Annotated in this window: 18 protein-coding genes and 1 pseudogene; 12 read left to right on the top strand and 7 right to left on the bottom strand. The window is 61.8% G+C overall.

Translation table 11 applies throughout. The annotated features are described in order from the left end of the window. Positions 1–30: 30 nt before the first annotated feature. The 3 genes from BST14_RS19415 to BST14_RS19425 are packed head-to-tail and all read right to left on the bottom strand — an operon-like array spanning position 31 to position 1,757. A complete protein-coding gene (locus tag BST14_RS19415; protein WP_083066012.1) occupies positions 31–756 on the bottom strand; it encodes an Arm DNA-binding domain-containing protein in 726 nt (241 codons plus the stop codon). After that, the gene (locus tag BST14_RS31450; RefSeq protein ID WP_211280764.1) at positions 753–935 is read right to left on the bottom strand and encodes a helix-turn-helix domain-containing protein; all 183 of its coding nucleotides are present in this window, start codon (positions 933–935) and stop codon (positions 753–755) included. The genes BST14_RS19415 and BST14_RS31450 overlap by 4 nt, the downstream gene beginning before the upstream one ends. A gap of 6 nt (positions 936–941) precedes the next feature. Beyond that, on the bottom strand, positions 942–1,757 hold the full coding sequence (locus BST14_RS19425) for a helix-turn-helix domain-containing protein (protein WP_083066013.1): 816 nt from the start codon (positions 1,755–1,757) through the stop codon (positions 942–944). Positions 1,758–2,266: 509 nt separating this feature from the next. On the opposite strand from BST14_RS19425, the gene BST14_RS19430 reads away from it, so the two are divergent. From BST14_RS19430 to BST14_RS30120, 3 genes are all read left to right on the top strand, one after another. Next, entirely contained in the window at positions 2,267–2,812 is a 546-nt protein-coding gene (locus tag BST14_RS19430; RefSeq protein WP_142279496.1) for a VOC family protein, read from the top strand. Between the two features lie 637 nt (positions 2,813–3,449). Continuing rightward, positions 3,450–3,734: a hypothetical protein gene (locus BST14_RS19435; RefSeq protein WP_142279497.1), complete on the top strand. Its 285-nt coding sequence runs from the start codon at positions 3,450–3,452 to the stop codon at positions 3,732–3,734. Between the two features lie 702 nt (positions 3,735–4,436). Then, the gene (locus BST14_RS30120) at positions 4,437–4,583 is read left to right on the top strand and encodes a hypothetical protein (protein ID WP_158085903.1); all 147 of its coding nucleotides are present in this window, start codon (positions 4,437–4,439) and stop codon (positions 4,581–4,583) included. Positions 4,584–4,751: 168 nt separating this feature from the next. Here the strand turns inward: BST14_RS30120 and BST14_RS30410 are convergent, their stop codons facing one another. After that, on the bottom strand, positions 4,752–5,048 hold the full coding sequence (locus BST14_RS30410; RefSeq protein WP_169926111.1) for a hypothetical protein: 297 nt from the start codon (positions 5,046–5,048) through the stop codon (positions 4,752–4,754). Positions 5,049–5,852: 804 nt separating this feature from the next. Here BST14_RS30410 and BST14_RS30590 point away from each other — a divergent pair. The 7 genes and pseudogenes from BST14_RS30590 to BST14_RS31095 form a co-directional block, all read left to right on the top strand. Beyond that, positions 5,853–6,923, top strand: a complete 1,071-nt coding sequence (locus BST14_RS30590; protein WP_497795589.1) for an EspK C-terminal domain-containing protein — start codon at positions 5,853–5,855, stop codon at positions 6,921–6,923. Between the two features lie 105 nt (positions 6,924–7,028). Further along, positions 7,029–7,637, top strand: coding sequence for a DUF2710 family protein (locus BST14_RS19455; RefSeq protein ID WP_142279498.1), 609 nt, complete (start codon positions 7,029–7,031; stop codon positions 7,635–7,637). 57 nt (positions 7,638–7,694) lie between these two features. Continuing rightward, entirely contained in the window at positions 7,695–7,928 is a 234-nt protein-coding gene (locus BST14_RS19460) for a LuxR family transcriptional regulator (protein ID WP_083066019.1), read from the top strand. Positions 7,929–8,304: 376 nt separating this feature from the next. Beyond that, positions 8,305–10,344, top strand: a complete 2,040-nt coding sequence (locus BST14_RS19465) for a putative alpha/beta hydrolase (RefSeq protein ID WP_083066020.1) — start codon at positions 8,305–8,307, stop codon at positions 10,342–10,344. Continuing rightward, complete coding sequence (locus BST14_RS19470) at positions 10,331–10,879, top strand: lipoprotein LppJ family protein (protein WP_497795588.1); 549 nt, start codon at positions 10,331–10,333, stop codon at positions 10,877–10,879. The genes BST14_RS19465 and BST14_RS19470 overlap by 14 nt, the downstream gene beginning before the upstream one ends. 349 nt (positions 10,880–11,228) lie before the next feature. Then, the gene (locus tag BST14_RS19475; protein ID WP_083066022.1) at positions 11,229–11,570 is read left to right on the top strand and encodes an antitoxin Xre/MbcA/ParS toxin-binding domain-containing protein; all 342 of its coding nucleotides are present in this window, start codon (positions 11,229–11,231) and stop codon (positions 11,568–11,570) included. Beyond that, a pseudogene (locus tag BST14_RS31095) lies at positions 11,567–11,728 on the top strand (hypothetical protein); the annotation flags it as partial. The gene BST14_RS19475 and the pseudogene BST14_RS31095, both read left to right, overlap by 4 nt. A gap of 334 nt (positions 11,729–12,062) precedes the next feature. On the opposite strand, the gene BST14_RS19485 reads toward BST14_RS31095, so the two are convergent. Next, a complete protein-coding gene (locus tag BST14_RS19485) occupies positions 12,063–13,004 on the bottom strand; it encodes a hypothetical protein (protein WP_142279499.1) in 942 nt (313 codons plus the stop codon). A 153-nt stretch (positions 13,005–13,157) separates the two neighbouring features. On the opposite strand from BST14_RS19485, the gene BST14_RS31455 reads away from it, so the two are divergent. Further along, on the top strand, positions 13,158–13,280 hold the full coding sequence (locus BST14_RS31455) for a hypothetical protein (RefSeq protein ID WP_281252816.1): 123 nt from the start codon (positions 13,158–13,160) through the stop codon (positions 13,278–13,280). Between the two features lie 41 nt (positions 13,281–13,321). Here BST14_RS31455 and BST14_RS29660 read toward each other — a convergent pair whose 3' ends face one another. Then, entirely contained in the window at positions 13,322–14,233 is a 912-nt protein-coding gene (locus tag BST14_RS29660) for a hypothetical protein (RefSeq protein WP_142279500.1), read from the bottom strand. Between the two features lie 339 nt (positions 14,234–14,572). Here BST14_RS29660 and BST14_RS29665 point away from each other — a divergent pair, with 339 nt between their 5' ends. Then, positions 14,573–15,040: a hypothetical protein gene (locus BST14_RS29665; protein ID WP_142279501.1), complete on the top strand. Its 468-nt coding sequence runs from the start codon at positions 14,573–14,575 to the stop codon at positions 15,038–15,040. A gap of 673 nt (positions 15,041–15,713) precedes the next feature. Here the strand turns inward: BST14_RS29665 and BST14_RS31600 are convergent. Next, on the bottom strand, positions 15,714–16,073 hold the full coding sequence (locus BST14_RS31600; protein ID WP_306460726.1) for a uracil-DNA glycosylase family protein: 360 nt from the start codon (positions 16,071–16,073) through the stop codon (positions 15,714–15,716). Positions 16,074–16,125: the final 52 nt, after the last annotated feature.

A 16,125-nucleotide genomic window follows, 5' to 3' on the forward strand; every position in this document is an offset into this window, starting at 1 on the left:
ACCTTCAATCACTCGGCTACGACACGCCGGTCACCAAATCGGTCCCCGACTCGTACACCACCTTGGCGGACGCAACCGTGTTCGGGGTCGTTTGGGTGGTTTGACGTTGCTTGCCGGGTTATCGCTGATGTATTTCCACGCAACGGCGTCGGCGAGTGCCCGGTGGAGCATTGCGTGAATGTTGCGTACCGTTTTGGGCGCTAGACCAGGCGTCAGCTGCTTCGGAAGGATCCCGGACTTGTACCGGCGGACCGCGGCTCGCGCCGCGTGGATGCTCGTGTGGCACATATCGGAAACCTCGCGCGCCGTCGGGGTCGCTCCTTTCGCGACTCGCTCCGCCCAATAGGCGTACATCTCCGCATTGCGATCGCGCTTGACTCGGCCTTCGGCGAGTAGCGCCGCGTAGAGCTTCAAAAGTTGAGGTTCGTCGAGCCTTTGAAGACGTTCACCGCCGATCCGGGGAATCACGTATGCGGTCGCGTAGTCCTTCCAGTTCTGCCAGGTTGTGGCATCGATCGATGGTTCGATGGCCGCGAACCATTCGGTGAAGAATTGGGCCACTGTGCGGGTCGATGGCTTGACGACTCGGCCACGATCAGCTTCGCGCATCGCTTCGCGGCAGGCTTGCCACGCCTCCCTTTTGGTGTCGAAGCCGCTCTTGGTGATCCAAGGGTAATTGCCGGTTGACGGATCCCTTTCGGGAGCACGAAACTGGTATTGCCACTTCGAACCACGCTGGCGTACAGATCCTTTCACGATGCCACGAGCTCTCGTAGCCCCGCCGTGACGATGTAGACACGGCCACCGAGCCGACGTACGGGTAGGTCACCTGAAGCGACCAGCCGATAAGCGGCGGCACGGCTGATCCCCAATAATGTCGCTGCGCGAGGAACCGCGAGCAGGAGTGGCAAGTCATTAAAGACTGTGTCATGCAATGTAACTCACCTCCCTTCGCTCGGATATGTGGACGTTGGCGTGTTCTTCAGCGCTTCCTGATGGCTACAGCGCGGGCAGAACGCAGCTGCTTCGGTTCCATCCGACAGCGTGACGGTGATGGTGCGTGATTGCGGGTCCTCGCATTCACCGCACCAGGGCACCCCCGGTTGGACCGATGTGGGCGGTTCGGGAAGCTCGGCGAGCCGTCGAGCAAGGACGCGCGCCGGATAACGAACGCCATCCGGGCGCTGCGAAAGATGCGCTTTGAGGCTGACGGGTGTCCAACCGGAGGCCAGAGCGCTGTCCAGCGCGGGTCCGAGGTCCTTAGCGTCCCGTGAGGTGAGCTTCCACGGAAGCGCGTGCAGGACACTTGCGGCGTCGCCACGTGGTTCGGTTGGTGGTTCAGATGGGGGGTTCAAGGGGTTTCCCTCTGACACCCCCGTGTGGTCCCGATATGACACCCCTCCCGTCCGGCGTTGGGACTGGGCCCATGCGGGGTCGGTACTGGGGGGTCCCGCATGGAGACGGGGGGATTGGGCCAGGTGAGGCGCGAGGGGGTGATTGAGGTAATAACGCGTGGCGCGTTGCGCTCCTGAATCGTGGAACTGTCGGTTACGGGTGATCAGACCGTCAACTTCAAGTTTCTTGAGCGCGCGTAGGACTGTGCTTCGGCCGGCGCTGGATTCGGCCATCAAGGTGCTGATCGAGGGATAGCAGGAAAAGTTCTCGTCCGCCTTATTCGCAAGCAGGTGCAGGATGAATTTCGCTATCGCTGAATCGATGTCGAGCCCCGTCGCCCAGTCGAGGGCCTTCCAGCTCATCGGACTCGAACCGTTGGCTGCGTCGCGCGGCGGGTGGTGAGGAATCGCGAAGTGTACCCAAGTGGTTGGGCGACTCGACGAATGTCTCGCAGATCAGGCGTACCGCCAAAGTTCGTGTCATGTGGCTTGCAAGTTCTCGCAAGGAGTCGACACGGCCAGCATTGCTCACAAAGCTTCATCAGCGTTGTCTGGTCTCGCATGGTTCGGAAGGTAAGCCACCAATTATCGCGCCGTCTACCAAGAACCGGCGATTCGGCTCCAAAGTTGTTGAGAGGCAACAATTGGCACCACGGGGTGTGGACAACTGGGACCGATGATCGTAGATCGGGACGTCTATTTCTGGCCTAACTTGCCGATGCCGTTCTGCGCAGCAAGCTCGGTATCACCGATACTGGTTCGCCCCGTGAGGCCGGGCACCGTCTCGCGGCGGTCCGCCGAACAGAGGTCGACAGACCCCGCAATGGGCGACTCTAACGCGACATCCGGCGCCAATAGCTAGGCTGGTTTCCATGCCACGCCTCGGTGCGTTCCCAGTAATTTATGCGAACGATGTGAGCCGCACTGCTGACTTTTGGGAGCGCCTGGGCTTCGAGCGAGTCGTGGCCCTTCCCTCGAACAGCGACCCTCACTACGTTAGTCTGCGCCACGGTAGGAGCGAGGTTGCCGTGGTGGTCTGGGACTGGGCTGCGCAACAGTACGGACTTAAGTCGCCAGCCGGCCCGCGGTTCGAGATGTACGTCTATGTCGACGATCTGGATGCGCTGGTAACGGATCTCGATAACGCCGGAATAAATATCCTGGCGACCGCAGCAGACGTGTCCGGGGGAGGGCGCGTTGCGACCATCGAAGACCCTAACGGTAATCCGGTGACGCTATGTCTTGCGCGGTCAGCCGATGACGACACCGACTTCTTGTCGGCAACACCGGCCTTCCGTGAATCGCTAATCGAGGAGGGATCCGACTGCGTCGCGGGCCACACTGTCAGCGCGGAGGAGATCACAGCTCGCCTCGGCTCAACTCCGCGAGATCCGCGAGGCGAACGAGACGATATCTGATCGACCTCGTTGGTCCTAGGAAAGAGATGCTGTTGGTAGCGGTTCGTCGTTTTGGCCGCTTACGTTGGGACCTACTCTCCATTAGCGTCTTCTTTGTGGCCGCCCGGGGAAGCTAAATTTCGCGTGAACCGCTTTCGAGGTGCCGGTGTTTGAACGGCTCTGGCGTGACGAAGGACGTTGTTACGAAGCAGTTCTGGAACGCTAACCCCTTGTCGCTTTGCAGCTTGCTCAAGGAGAGCCTTCTCCATCCCGTCAACCCGAAGCTGCACAACGAACTTGCGTCTACGGTTCTCAGAACCGCTGCGGCTCGACATCGACCATCCTCTCTGCAGCACCACAAGCCAACCAGGCTCTGGCGAGATCGTGTAATCGGGGCGAGTGTAGAGCACAAATGGACCATGCCTGCGAGCGATCAAACCTCCTGTCTATCAACGCTTAATACTGCCTAAAGCTGCTCACGAAACCACTCATTCCCACTCATTCCCACTCATTCCCACGCATGACATAGACAGTTTTCGAACGAATTCCGCCGTCCTGCTGGCTATTTCCGCGATCAGTTCTTATCCTGACGACATGACCGATGGGGATGAGCAAGGCGGCATACCGGTCGACGCGGTGTGACCGCGCGAAGGATTTCATGGATGCGACGATCGCTCTCTCGGATATCTACACCGAGATATCGGTATCGTCACCACCGGTGACGATGGCTCCTCAGGTACCGCCGAACTCGATGTGGGCGCCGGTCGGGGAGTCGCAACAAACGGTTGCGGGACAGGTTGCTGCTGCCGCTGAAGCGCTCAATGCCCGGGTAGCCGCCGCGGCTGTCGAAACCGCTCGGGAAGCGGTGGAGTTCGGCCACCAGAAGGGGATTTCGGTGCCTTCACGCATTGCGCAACGCGCAGGAGTGGGCCGGGATGGGTGACGTAGCGAGACTATCGATAGATCCGGGAGCGGTGGCCGGGATCACCAGTAGCACGGCGGCCGCGCATGTGCCACCTGTGTCGGAATCAGCCGCCAAGGGCGAGAACACCTTCGACGGTGCGGTGTCAGCGTTGCTGGTCTGGGCGGGATCAATCGACGTCGCTGTTGCCTCCGCAGTGAGTACACGTGGCCAAACGGTGGCCTCTCGGGCAGTGGCCGGTGTGGGCCAGTTGGCCGCAATGAACACCGAGAACGCGACACACCTTGGGGCGTTGTGACTGACCCACTACAAACACCGGACCCTGAGCCATGCGGTGCCCCCGCCCCGGATGCCCCCAAGTTGCTTTGTCGGCCACCGATAGTGGCGACCGCAGCAGTCATCTTAGCGAGCGCAGCGGCAGTGATCGCTGTGTTGGCATTAGTGCGATCACCGTCATCGCCGAGTGCGACTCGATCAACTTCTACCGCGGCGGCAAATGCGCCCGTGCCGAGCGCAGATCAAGCCGCCGCGGCGAGGAAAAGCGCGTGTGACGCATGGCGCGCAGTAGCGATCGCGGTAAACGCCGCGCGGAAGCCATTTATAGACTCGCCTCCTGAAAGGGAAAACCCCATAACGGCAAACTCTTTGGCTCAAGCAGAGGCCGTAAACGCCGTTGAAGTCTCCTGGTTGCGCCAGCGTCTTCTTGCTTCGACCCCCTCCGAGGTGGCCATACCGATTAACGAGTACCTGGAAGCCATCGTTGACGTCGCGGCCGCGGACGCACAGCCCGGCGCCGACGCGGAAGCCAACGCGGCCGCTACGCGATCAACGACCGCGGCGAACAAGATCAAAGCCGCTTGTGGGATGTAGCCGATCGTGGGCGCAATTCAGCCAGCAGGTCCATACACCGACGAAATCATTCCGCCAGAGCTTTGGCCAACTGTCCATGAGGCGGCAGCCAACGCGGCAGCAAATTTTTCTGCTGCTCGTCAGGAGTCCGAGTCTGCAGCTGACACATATCGCGTAGCGGCCAACCGGCTATCGGAAATAAGTGAAGGTGCGACCAGCGACGCTCTGATCACCGTGCATCGAGAGCTCGCAGTAGACCATGACAAACACGCCGCTATCCGTGAGGCGGTCGCCAAAGCCGCCAAACAAATAGCTGAACGAGGATACGAGCTGATTGGTTGCCTCAAGGCGATCGATTTTCAGGCGCACGAGCAGATCGCGGCCTCGCCGCCAGAGGCCAGACAAGCCATCATTGATAAGGCCCGCGCCCGGGCGGTGGCCACGCACACAGAGTTCGCCGTCGCTGTGGCCGGCCACCACGGACAAGCAGCTGAAGCTGTTGCGCCGTTGGTGGCTGGAATCCTAGGACGAGGCGTGGGAGCAGCTCCACCCCCCGCAGCACCGGCTCCCACGGCGTCTGAGGCCTCAGACCCCGGACCTGGAGGAGCTGGTCAGCGCACCGAAAAAGCGTCACGCAACACCGGTGACGCGCCTTCAAACGAACCTGGTGGTGAAGAGCAGCGCAGGAAAAAGACGATCGGTGAAGGCGCGAGCGCGCCGGCGCCGCAACCTGACGGCGAAGAGCAGCGGTTACCGACTGGTGCCGCCTTCGGGTCGCCGCCCGCGGCGCTGGCTTCTGTTAGGGGTGGCGTGCCTGGCAGTGGGCTCAACGGGGTCGGGTTATCTTCGGCTGGTGGCCTGGGAGGACCGGCTCCGGCGAGTGGTTTGTCGACGATGCCGGCTGGGGCCGGTGCGCAGGCCGCAAGATTAGGTGGTTTGCCCGGCAGGGGTTCTGCGGCGGCTGTGCAGACTGGTCAGATTGGTAGTACGGCAAGGGGGTTCACCCCGGGCGTCTCGGCTGGATCGACTGCTGGATCTGCTCTGTCGCTGCCTCCGGCGACTCGCATCGGTACATCGGCGCCGGAGACAGCGTCCACGGCGTCGGCGGCAGGTTTGAGTCGTTCAGGCCCGGCGGCGCCTGGGGGAATGGCGACCCCAGATGCCCAAGCCGTGGCGACCGACTCTGGGTCGGCAGGGGTTTCGAATGCGGCAGCTGCTCCGATGACGGTGCCTTCGCCGGGGATGGGAGCTCTGGCGGCTCCGCTTGCTACCCGAGCTGGCGCACCGGTGATGTCGCCCGCAGACAGCGAGGGTGCGTCGAGCGGATCGGCGGGATCGAGCGGTGCATCACCTTCGGGGACCGGTTCGAATGGGGCGACGTTGTTGCCTGCGAGTGTTGTCAGCGCCGGCGCTGGCGTCCGAGTGCATGGACGGCCCGAGTCAGCTGAGCTGGCAGCCGCAAAGGCGTTGGCAGGCAAGCTCCGTCGTGACAGTGACATCGTTAATTACACCTGCGTTGAGTGGGTGGTGGGCGTATTCCGCCGTGAGGCTGGCGGGGCGACTGAATGTGTGGTGATGTCTAACGAAGGCTTCGGTTACATCCCTCGGGGAGTGTTCTTGCCGCGTACTGCCCGCCTTCTGGCAACAGACACGTTGGTGGACAACCAGTTTCGGGAACGCTGGTTCGGTTGGTCCGACCCGGCTGAGGTGTTAGCCGAATATGCGCGACTGCGCGGACGCTGCGGGACGCATCTGGTCGCCCTGGCGGTCACTGCTGACAGTCCCTTCGGTCGGGCGCCCGGCGTGGAATATGCGGTCTGTAAGCGCGCATCTGAGGACGGTGCCTATATCCGGCCGATCCTCGATGACATGCACATGCACCGTCTTGAAGCCTTGCACCCGCAGCTGTATGCCCGGCTTCAGCAGACGACGTCCGCTGATCCCGAAACGCGCACGGTTGAAAATCAAGTGGTTGTTCCGCTGGCCGTACAGATGATCGAGGCCGTGAAAATGTCGGGGCAGATGCCACGGGAACTGCGGCAGATGTGGGACGCGCTGGGCACCGGCGACGCCATCTCAGAAGAGGCATGGAACCAGTACCGGATCGCCTCATCCGTGTATTACGTGAACCTCAGTGCGAACAGGCCTCGCCCGGAGGCCACAACAGGGGATCACGAACGTTATCACGCGCAGTGGGTCACGGCACGCACAATGGAGTTGCTGCAAGGGTGGGAGCGGCGGCCGGTTGAGGTGTTGGATATGGTCTACGCCGCTGCGGCCGCCTATCCAAACGACTTCGCCACCAAATTCGAAATGATGTTGCGCATAGTCGAATCCGAGCTCGGTTGCGGCGTTGACTGAGTAGTGGGCTGCAACTACTTCAAGGGACCCTTGAAAGTCTTACTCGCTCCGCCTAGTATTCAAGGCAGTCTTGAAACTAGTCGAGGAATTGCAATGGTGCCCACAATGGAAGCAGCAGATGGTAGCGGCTTTGGTGTATTCGGATGCGTTGAAGCGGTCAGTCCTGGCGGCATCGTTCGGGTTCGGGTGGGCCGTGATGGCCGGACGCTGGGGGTCCGGTTGTCGATAGGGGCGATGTCGCTGTCGGCCGCAGAGCTTGCGGCCGACATCCTGTGCCTGAATGTATTGGGGTACATGCGTGTTGAATTGGCACAGGAAGTGCGGGCACGCCATGAAGTAGTTGCCTACGCGCGCTTTGTGGCTGCCCACTGTGGCCGGCGCCGACCGGGTGCCGTGCCAGTGGCAGCTAAGGAGGTTCGGGGTGCAGCGTTGCAGGCTGCGGCGCGGGAGCACGATGGGCTGGCAAGGCGGGTGCTGGACCGGATGAAGCGTATCGAGGCGCTGCTGGCGGCCGCGCCCGTGAATTTGCAGTCTGCCAGCGATGAGGGCGACGTCGTGGTATCGGTCGATTCGGCCGGTCGTCTGGTGGGTCTGTCGCTGGCGCCTGGGTGCACGTCCCGCCACACTGCCGCCGAGCTCGAAGAACTGCTCAACAGCGCGTTGGGGGTGGCAGGTGCGTCTGCTGCGGTGAGCGGACAACCGATCTCGGCTTGAAGCTTTCTGCGCTCCGCTGGTTGAGCGGTTTCAAGGCAGCCTGAAACAATCGGCGGTATGGACGATGAACGCCGTGCGCTGGGCGAACTGTTGGCCGCTCACGCGGACATGGAGCGACTGACCGCCGAGATTGGCGCTGCACGTGAGCGCCGCCGGGATGCGGCGCGCCGGCTTATCTCGTTGGGTCGCGGCACATCCTGGATCGCGCGCCAGCTCGGCGTCACCGCTCAGGCGGTCGATGGATTCATCAAATACCAAGAGCGCCAAGGGAAAAGGCGGGGACCTGCATAGATCTCGATACCACGATCCCGGTTGTTCGCCCGCCTTCTAGTACAGCGTGTTAGACAAAAAAGTCAGCAGGTCAGCGCCTTCAAGGCCGCGGTCGGCGCGTTTGCCAGTTCGCCCATCCGCGCCGGCCACACATCGTCATCAGCCGACGCGAAACCGCCCGGCTTACCCCGGATGACCACATCTGCGATGGCCTCGCATCTGCGCCGCAGGTCCGGTGCGTGTCTGCCGAGGCGGCATTTGGGAATTCGATACCGGCCTTGTCTGTGAGTTGACCGTCACATAAGCGGTAGTAGGGTTACACCAGCTCAGAAGAGGTGGCGATGTCTGTTGACGTTGGTCGAACGCGGATCGGCGGTCGCGGACCGCTGGTGGTGCGATGCAGCTTAGGTACATAAGTATCCCGGCGCTGATCGCCTTCGCTGGTGGTGACCCGTGGGCGATCAATCGAAGCTTGCAGGCGGGTAACCCGGGTCAGATCGCCAGCTTGGCGTCGACATTTCAGGCCGCCGGCCGCAGCACCGCTGAGGCCAACGCGGCCTTCGAGGACGCCCGGCACCGTTTCGACGCGGCCTGGAACCACCAGAATGGTGACCATCCGATCAATGACTCCGCTGAAGTGCAGCGCACCGCTCAGTCGCTCGGTGCTCAGTCAGAACAGCTGCCCAAGATCGGGGCCGAGCTGGAAAACGTTGCCGCCGCGTTGGCTGAGGCGCAAAAAGCCGCCGCGGGCCAGGTCGCCACGTTGGAAGCGCAGCTGAAGGGGCTCGACGACATGATCGGCGAGGCCGTCGAGATGGAAAACGATCCTCACCTCAGCGCGGCCGACAGAGATGCACTCAATGCTTACATCACCTCGCTTGAAGACGACGCCATTCGCGACACGAAGGCCGCGCTGGGCCAGCTGCAGACAATACGCAGCGGCTACTCCGACTTGTTGCAGACGGCAATGACGACCCTGCGCACGGATGGTTATGACCCGTCGATTCTGCAGGGCGTCGATGCGCCGGCATCGCCGCAGCAGGCTATTGCGCTTCCGCCGCCGGGGACGAGCGCCGAGGATGCCAATCGGTGGTGGAACACGCTTAGCCCTGACCAGAAACGGCAACTGATCGCCGACCATCCGCCGGCGCTGGGGAACATCGACGGCATTCCAGCTGAGGTGCGTGGGCAAGTCAACGAAGCGGTTATGAACGATGACTTGCGCAGGGTTGAATCTGCAGCGCAAAGGCAAGGGATGTCACCGAACGCGCTCCGAGGCGACGTCCTGGATAACCGCGATAACGACCTGTTCGCCAATCCTGGCAAGTATGGCCTGTCGCCTACGGACATAACGAGGTACCAGAACGCGGTTAAAACCAACCAAGGCGTTGAACACGACCGGGGACCCGACAAGAACCATCCGCGTCCGGTTTCGCTATGGGCCTACGACCCAACGGCTTACGGTGGCAAAGGCCGCGCTGCGATCGCCATCGGGAATCTGGACAACGCGCAAAACACCGCCGTCATCGTGCCCGGCACCAACAGCAGCGTGAAGGGGGGTTGGCTCTACGACGGGCACAACGACGCCATCAACCTGTATGACCAGTCGTTGAAAGCAGATCCCGGCCGACAGACCGCTGTGCTGGCCTGGATGGGTTACAACGCGCCGGAGTTCGATTTCCAGCATCCGGAGTCGGCCGTCGTGGATCCGTCGAAGCTGCAGCAGGTCGGCACACCGTGGATGGCCCGGGCGGGTGGTATGCAGTTGGCCGCCGACGTCAACAGTCTCGCAGTTACCCATGATGGCGGAATCCCGTCGCATGTGACCGTCATTGGGCATTCCTACGGATCAACCACAGTGGCCGATGCTTTCGCGAACAGCGGCATGCACGCCAACGACGCGGTGCTGATCGGTTGCCCCGGAACCGATTTGGCCCACAGCGCCGCGGACTTCCATCTCAACGGCGGACAGGTATATGTCGGCGCCGCTTCGACGGATGCGATCAGCTGGATCGGTGAATCAGGCAACGTCGCGCCCAACGCGGCCAATATTGCTATCGGCGCGCCGCTGGGGCAGCTGGCCGGATTGGGCACGGACCCTGCCCATGAGGGTTTCGGGGCGGTGCGCTTCCGCGCCGAGGTCGCTGGCACCCACAATGCTGTGCCCTGGTTCAACGACCACTCGCACTATTACGACCGGGGCAGCGAGGCACTGCACAACATGACCGAGATCGCCACCGGGCACGGCAATAATCTTGCGAGTGAACACATGCTGGTGCCACAGCGAGACGAAGCGAAAATCTCTACACCGACCCAGGTATCCACACCGTTTGGGAACATTCCGTTGCCGCATGTCGAGATCCATACGCCTGTCACCGTCGATCCCGAATGGGACCGGCCATCCAACTCTGTTACTACGGATCATGACTTCAAGTAGACGAAACCTTCAGCCCCCGCTTGGCCTCGCCGCTCTGGCCTGCGTGGTTTTGATTTTGGAAGGATGTTCTTCGATGTCGCCGTCCAAGCACGATCCCGATCACCCCGCGCAGCCACTCTCGGACGCGCAGTCCATCGCGCAGGTGGTCGAGCCCGCCAAGCAGATCGCCAAAGTTGCCCGACTGCAGGATGTGTCGGGCGGTTTCAGCTGGGAGTCATGTAACGACCAAGGGGATCCGCCTTATCGCGGTCGCGTCGACATGACATTCGCGGTGCCGCCGGGCGTCGATCGCAACAGCTACTACCAACAGGTAGCCAACACGATGGTGGGCAACGGCTGGTCAGCTGGCGCTCCACCGGGAGAACACGAATTCGGGACGGTGATCAACAAAAGCGGTGTAATGGCAAGCATCGGTGTAAGCCCGTTCGCCGGCGCTGATGGAGCAGTTCAGCTTTTCGGCGAATGCCGCAATATGAACAACCACCGAGCCGACAGCAACGGGTTCAGTATCAAAGACCAACTAGGCGGAGGATGACCGACCGTGCGTTAACGGCCAACAGCCTCACCCCGGTGTGTTTGCGCTACAGGACCGTATCGGCAGGAGGGAATGACGCCAGACACCATGCGGCCCAGCGAGGTAGCCGAGCGCGCCACTTCAAGGTTCGAAAAATGGCAAACTTTTCGAACATCCCAGCGTGACTGCACGATCTTGGAGTCAGGTGTTGTCGCGATGCGAGAGACGTTTGAAGACCCCGGTATCCGCCAGGTTCTGCACCCGGCGGTGGGTTTATGGCCCATGGTGGCGGAAGTTCCTCTCGCACCGAGGCCACGTCTCATGTCATAATGCCTGACATACTAATAGACAAAAGGAAGACAGTCTGCACATGCGAGAAAATGCGCTCGCCTCGACCGTGTCGGGTGCGATCGAGCGCTTGGGATTGACCTACGAGGAAGTAGGCGAAATCGTAGATGCTTCCCCGCGTTCCGTGGCGCGATGGACCGCAGGTCAGGTAGTCCCTCAACGGCTCAACAAGCAACGTCTAATCGAGCTGGCCTATGTCGCCGATGCCCTGGCGGAAGTGTTGCCGCGTGATCGGGCGAACGTGTGGATGTTTTCACCGAATCGATTACTGGAACACCGCAAGCCTGCTGACCTCGTGCGAGACGGCGAGTACCAACGCGTGTTGGCACTCATCGACGCGATGGCGGAGGGAGCGTTCGTGTGAGCGAAGCCCTCGACGAAGGGCTCGTCCGGCGCATCGACGCACGCGGCACAAGAGAGTGGTCGGGAACGTGGTACCGGTACACCGGCGCGCATCGTGACACGTTATCCGGGGAGGGGGCGCACAGATTCGGAGGCAGGTGGATCCCACCGCTACTCTTCTCCACTGAGCAAGATTGGAATCGCTTGCCCCACAAGCAATTAGCTGTGACTTTCTCGGTCCTCACTTTGCTATGCAGCTAGCCAGAGGGGCCGGAACTGTTTCATGGATAATGGCGATTATCCATAAATCGTGTGAAATGCGACGCGGAGCAGTCTAGTTGCGAGCCGTACCGGTGCGCCGGTGTTTGCCGTCGTATTAGTGCGGCAGCCATTCGCGCCGCGATCGCGCTTGAGGTTGATTTCACCGGTCCGCTAAGCGCTGACGCGGCTGGCTCGGCGATTTCGATCTCGCTCGCTGTTTCTCTTCGTCGTCTGGTGGCGGCCAGGTATCCCGTTAGTCAATTAGTGGTATGTCGGGGGTTGCGGTGGTGTCTTGTGCTGTGCGGCGCGGTGAGGTGCCCTTGTTGAGTAGTCTGCGGGCTGGGGTTGTCCGGGTGTCGAGTCCGCACTCGTGTAGTGCTTCGCGCATGGTGTTGGCTATTGCTACTGATTGGTGTGCGGCAACGGCTCTGGTCGTTTCGGCTGCGGCGAGCGCAGTGACTCTGTCCAGTACGGTTTGGCGGGCTATCCGTTGCGATAGGGGACTTTCAGGGTGGTCCTGGTGGTCGTCGAGAAGGATGCCTGCGGCGTCGAGGCGGCTTTCTCGGTTGGCGTGGGCGAACTCAAACAGCGCGCGATCAAGTGAGCGGTATTGCGACCAGCCTGCGATGTCCATCCAGCGCCGCGGGGTGGTCGAGGTCGTGGACTGCAATGCTTGGGCGGCGTCGGGGTGGAGATGCCAGGTGCGCAATCGGGCGGCTTGATGCAGTGTGCATCGCAGTATTCCCATGGCGCGGTCGTCTTCTTCGAGCCAGAGCCAATATCCCGAGAGCAAGGTTGAGGAGATCTGCGTGGCGGCGGCGGCGATCTCTGGTCGGGACTGGTTCCAGTGCGCGCACAACGCGGCGAACTCCGCGGTCAAGATCTGCGGGGACCTAGGGGTGAGGTGTTGCTGAATCTTGAGGCGCCCGTGCGAGAGTTCGAGGTCTTGGGTGTGAGCGGTTTCTGTGATCAAGAACCTGGCGCAGCGATGTGCAGCGAACGCTAGTTCAGCGAGTTGCTGGTGCGTGTAGTGTTGATCGTGGGAACAGTCAGTGAGCGCGGTGTGGTAATCGATGAAGAGGTTGCCGAGGTCGTCGATATTGGCGAAGGACGCAAGTTCGGTGCCGACCAGCGGTAGCAGGGCGGGGGTCAGCCGGGTGGCTAGCGACTTACGTTGCGGCAGGGGCGTTTCCAAGGTGTACTGGGTGAGTCCTCGCTCTTGCCCCGACAGGGGACTGATTGCCTGCTCTGTGTCAGGATCTTTTCGTGCGTGACACATTGCCGCGACGGCGAGTCGCATCTGAATGATGCACAGTGCCAGCGTGTCTGAGAGAGCATCGGCCGGACAGTGAGCATCAGTAGCCGAGTCTTCAGCGTCGAGATCGTGCGCAGCCTCGTGCTCGACTTCCTGATCAGTGTGTTCTGCGTCGACGAGTCTGCACAGTGCGTGGTACAGGTGGGCTGGGCATAGGGCTCGGCCATCGATTGCCACATGCTCGTGGTCGGTGTCAATTACACCGGTCGTGCGTGGGTGCTCGTCGAGATCATCGAATCTATCAGCGGCCGCGATGTCCGGGCGAACGTGCCGAGGTTGTCCATCGTGCTGTGGGTCCACACTCTGGCAATAAACGACTCAATCGATTCGTGACCGCGGCGACCGATACCGGCAGCCAGCGCAAGCAATAGTGTCCATCGGCCAAGTTGTTGCCGCAAAACGATGGCCGCGCCGACGGTTTGGCCGGCCAGGATCAAGCGAAGAGCCGCTATAGTGCTGAGCAGGCTCCATGACAGGTGCGTCGGCCAGGGACTCTCATGCGGGGTCCCATGCTGCGTCAGGCAATGACCTCGGCGGACAAAGACCGCATCCAATTCGCAGACCGACAGCAGATGACGAAGGCACTGGTTCATCGAAAGCTGAGCTACCGCATCAAGATTCTCGATCCGAGTCGCGTGACGACCGACGAGTGCCTCAGTGAGTCGCGCCGGGCCGCTTGCAGCGACGCGTTCATATGCTTCGACGGTGGGCGGAATGCGTTGAGCGTGTCGTTTGGCCTTTGCCATCGCACGCTCGGCTTCTTTGGCCGTCGGTTGCACCTGACCGAGCCTGCGCTCGAGCTTGTGGCGACTCTTGCGTCCCATAATGATGCCCCCTCCCGTTGCTGTTGCGACGCCGTGCGAATCCGCAACGGCGACGCGCACCGCACTCCAAGGACCAGTCACCGCCTGTCTGTTATGGCTTTTCGCACTGTCTCTGAATGGCCGCAGCGTAAAACTCACGCCGAGAAGCCGTCTACCAAACCACCGGAAATAACTCGTCACGAAAGATGACGCAGCGGTCACCGGGCCCGCGTTGCGATCTGCAGTTACCATCCGAACTGCTTGCCGGGTGCTCATGGCGAGCGCCGCGCGAACCTGCATCGTCACCAAACAGCGTGAAAGACAGCCAAGTCACCAAATGTGCTATGCAGCAAGCACACGCGTGATGTGTTCATGTCACTGCGCGCAGTCTGTGAGGTTTAACATCAGCCTCTTCGGCCGCTGCGCCGACTTCGCGGCGGCGTTGGCTGACCGCGGCCGAGCTCGCCGGCTGGGTCAGCGCGCACCGCGAGCGCGACGGGTAAGAAAGCGCGCTCCGACGCGGTGTCGCCACTGTGGCGCGGTGCGCAGCGCCGCGGGAGCGGGTGGCGGCCCCCGCGGTTAGCCCAGCAAGCGAGCGACGCGAAGCGCAGTCAGCAGGCGCGCGGCTGCGCGCACGGTGGCGTCATGTTCGCCGCGATGCAGAGTGCCCAGCGTGGCGGCGTCAGCGAGACCGTCGAGCACAACGCGGCACGCACGTGGGGAGGTAAGGACGATCGCGGCCGCTCGGGCCGGGTCTGGCGGTGGCGGGGTTACTTCAATGACGCGGTCGCGATACTCGACGCACCACACCGGCTGTTCGACCCGCTCCACAACCCGCTCGACACGCAGCCCGATCGCTCCAGAGCGAGCAGCTCGGCGCTCCTCGTATGCGGCCCGGCGACACTTTTGCGAGCACCACAAGCGTGGACGACCCCTCCCGACAGCCGCCGGCAGGGCGGCATGGCAACGCGGGCAGACAGGCCGATCGGGCATGATGAGAAACTACCGAAATTTCGTACGGACGAAAAGCCATCGGCGATCCATGCCCTAAATGCAAGAGGTGTGTGGTTCCTGGGCTGGCCGAAAAGGGTTGGAGGCGGCGTGCTCTGGTGAGGTAGGTGCCGGATGTGGTTCGGGTTATGTTGGGGCACTTCGGACTGAGAAACAGGGCAGGGAGACAAATGTGGACGAGGTGATGTTGTGAACGATGGTAGAGACGCGCCCAGGCCCCGCCGTAGAATGCCTCCATGGCGAATCTCAACTCGAAAAAGCGCAGCGCGCAAAAGGGTTCGCGAAACACAAGAGCGAGCCAACCAAGTCCGGACTGAACGAGAACGGGCGAACGTCGATGACGCTGCAACTCTTCTGATCGAAGTGGGCCGGCTGGCCGCCGTTGATCAATAGGAGCAGGACCGCATCGAAGGAATTCGGGCTGAGGGAAACCGCCGTCGCCACGAGGATCGTCGGCAGGCCGTAGCGGCGCTAGGACGTACGGTCGATCGCGGCGAAAGGCCGACCGCGACAGCCAAACTCGCTGGCGTGAAAGGAGGGGAGACATGCACGGGTGTCACAGCTGTGGGCGCGGCGCCGGCTGCGGTGTCGGTGAGGATCACTACGGTGAGCCCGTGCGAAGCACAGCCATCGCTTTAGGCATCCAGTGTTGTTCAGCGTCTCTAACGTGCTCGCCCGGCACACAGCTGCCCGCGCTCTCTTTGTTGACCCTTTTGGCCAGCCGGCGGTTCAAGAATTAACAAACGCTCGCGTCGCAGTCGCGAGAGATTCGCTGTTAGTTCCGGTTCCACGAAGGCAGTAGGTAAGGGCGGCAGTTCTCTATTTCGTTAGGGAGCGATGGTCGGTTGTTTGGCGGATGGCAGTGCACCACGTTGGTGGTGAAGATGTCGCTCTTGGTCAGTCCGGCGCGTTCAAGGGCGAGATTGAGGAATCTACCTCTGCCGCCGGTGAACGGGATCTGCGCCCGCATGCACGGTTTGCCGCACAGGCTCTGCCCGACAACAACGACTGGCGACTCGGGCCGTAGCCCGGAGCTGCCTGCGTGAGGTCGTGAACATTCATGCCATCGCAGCGTTGGCACTGCACGATCTCGGTCTTCACCGCCTCCATTAGCTTCAGCCGGCTCCCCATGCATTGTTCTTACCCGGCGGCGCGTGTCGGCTGAAACCGCCTCGCCGAGGTTCGCC

It is taken from the genome of Mycobacterium arosiense ATCC BAA-1401 = DSM 45069 (genome assembly GCF_002086125.1).
GTDB classification, from domain to species: Bacteria; Actinomycetota; Actinomycetes; order Mycobacteriales; family Mycobacteriaceae; genus Mycobacterium; species Mycobacterium arosiense.

Coding starts and splice junctions, on each gene's coding strand:
- BST14_RS19425 (WP_083066013.1), bottom strand. CDS start 1,757: ATGAGCTGGAAGGCCCTCGACTGGGCGACGGGGCTCGACATCGATTCA.
- BST14_RS19430 (WP_142279496.1), top strand. CDS start 2,267: ATGCCACGCCTCGGTGCGTTCCCAGTAATTTATGCGAACGATGTGAGC.
- BST14_RS19435 (WP_142279497.1), top strand. CDS start 3,450: ATGGATGCGACGATCGCTCTCTCGGATATCTACACCGAGATATCGGTA.
- BST14_RS30590 (WP_497795589.1), top strand. CDS start 5,853: ATGTCGCCCGCAGACAGCGAGGGTGCGTCGAGCGGATCGGCGGGATCG.
- BST14_RS19455 (WP_142279498.1), top strand. CDS start 7,029: ATGGAAGCAGCAGATGGTAGCGGCTTTGGTGTATTCGGATGCGTTGAA.
- BST14_RS19460 (WP_083066019.1), top strand. CDS start 7,695: ATGGACGATGAACGCCGTGCGCTGGGCGAACTGTTGGCCGCTCACGCG.
- BST14_RS19465 (WP_083066020.1), top strand. CDS start 8,305: ATGCAGCTTAGGTACATAAGTATCCCGGCGCTGATCGCCTTCGCTGGT.
- BST14_RS19470 (WP_497795588.1), top strand. CDS start 10,331: ATGACTTCAAGTAGACGAAACCTTCAGCCCCCGCTTGGCCTCGCCGCT.
- BST14_RS19475 (WP_083066022.1), top strand. CDS start 11,229: ATGCGAGAAAATGCGCTCGCCTCGACCGTGTCGGGTGCGATCGAGCGC.
- BST14_RS29665 (WP_142279501.1), top strand. CDS start 14,573: ATGTTCGCCGCGATGCAGAGTGCCCAGCGTGGCGGCGTCAGCGAGACC.
- BST14_RS31600 (WP_306460726.1), bottom strand. CDS start 16,073: ATGCATGGGGAGCCGGCTGAAGCTAATGGAGGCGGTGAAGACCGAGAT.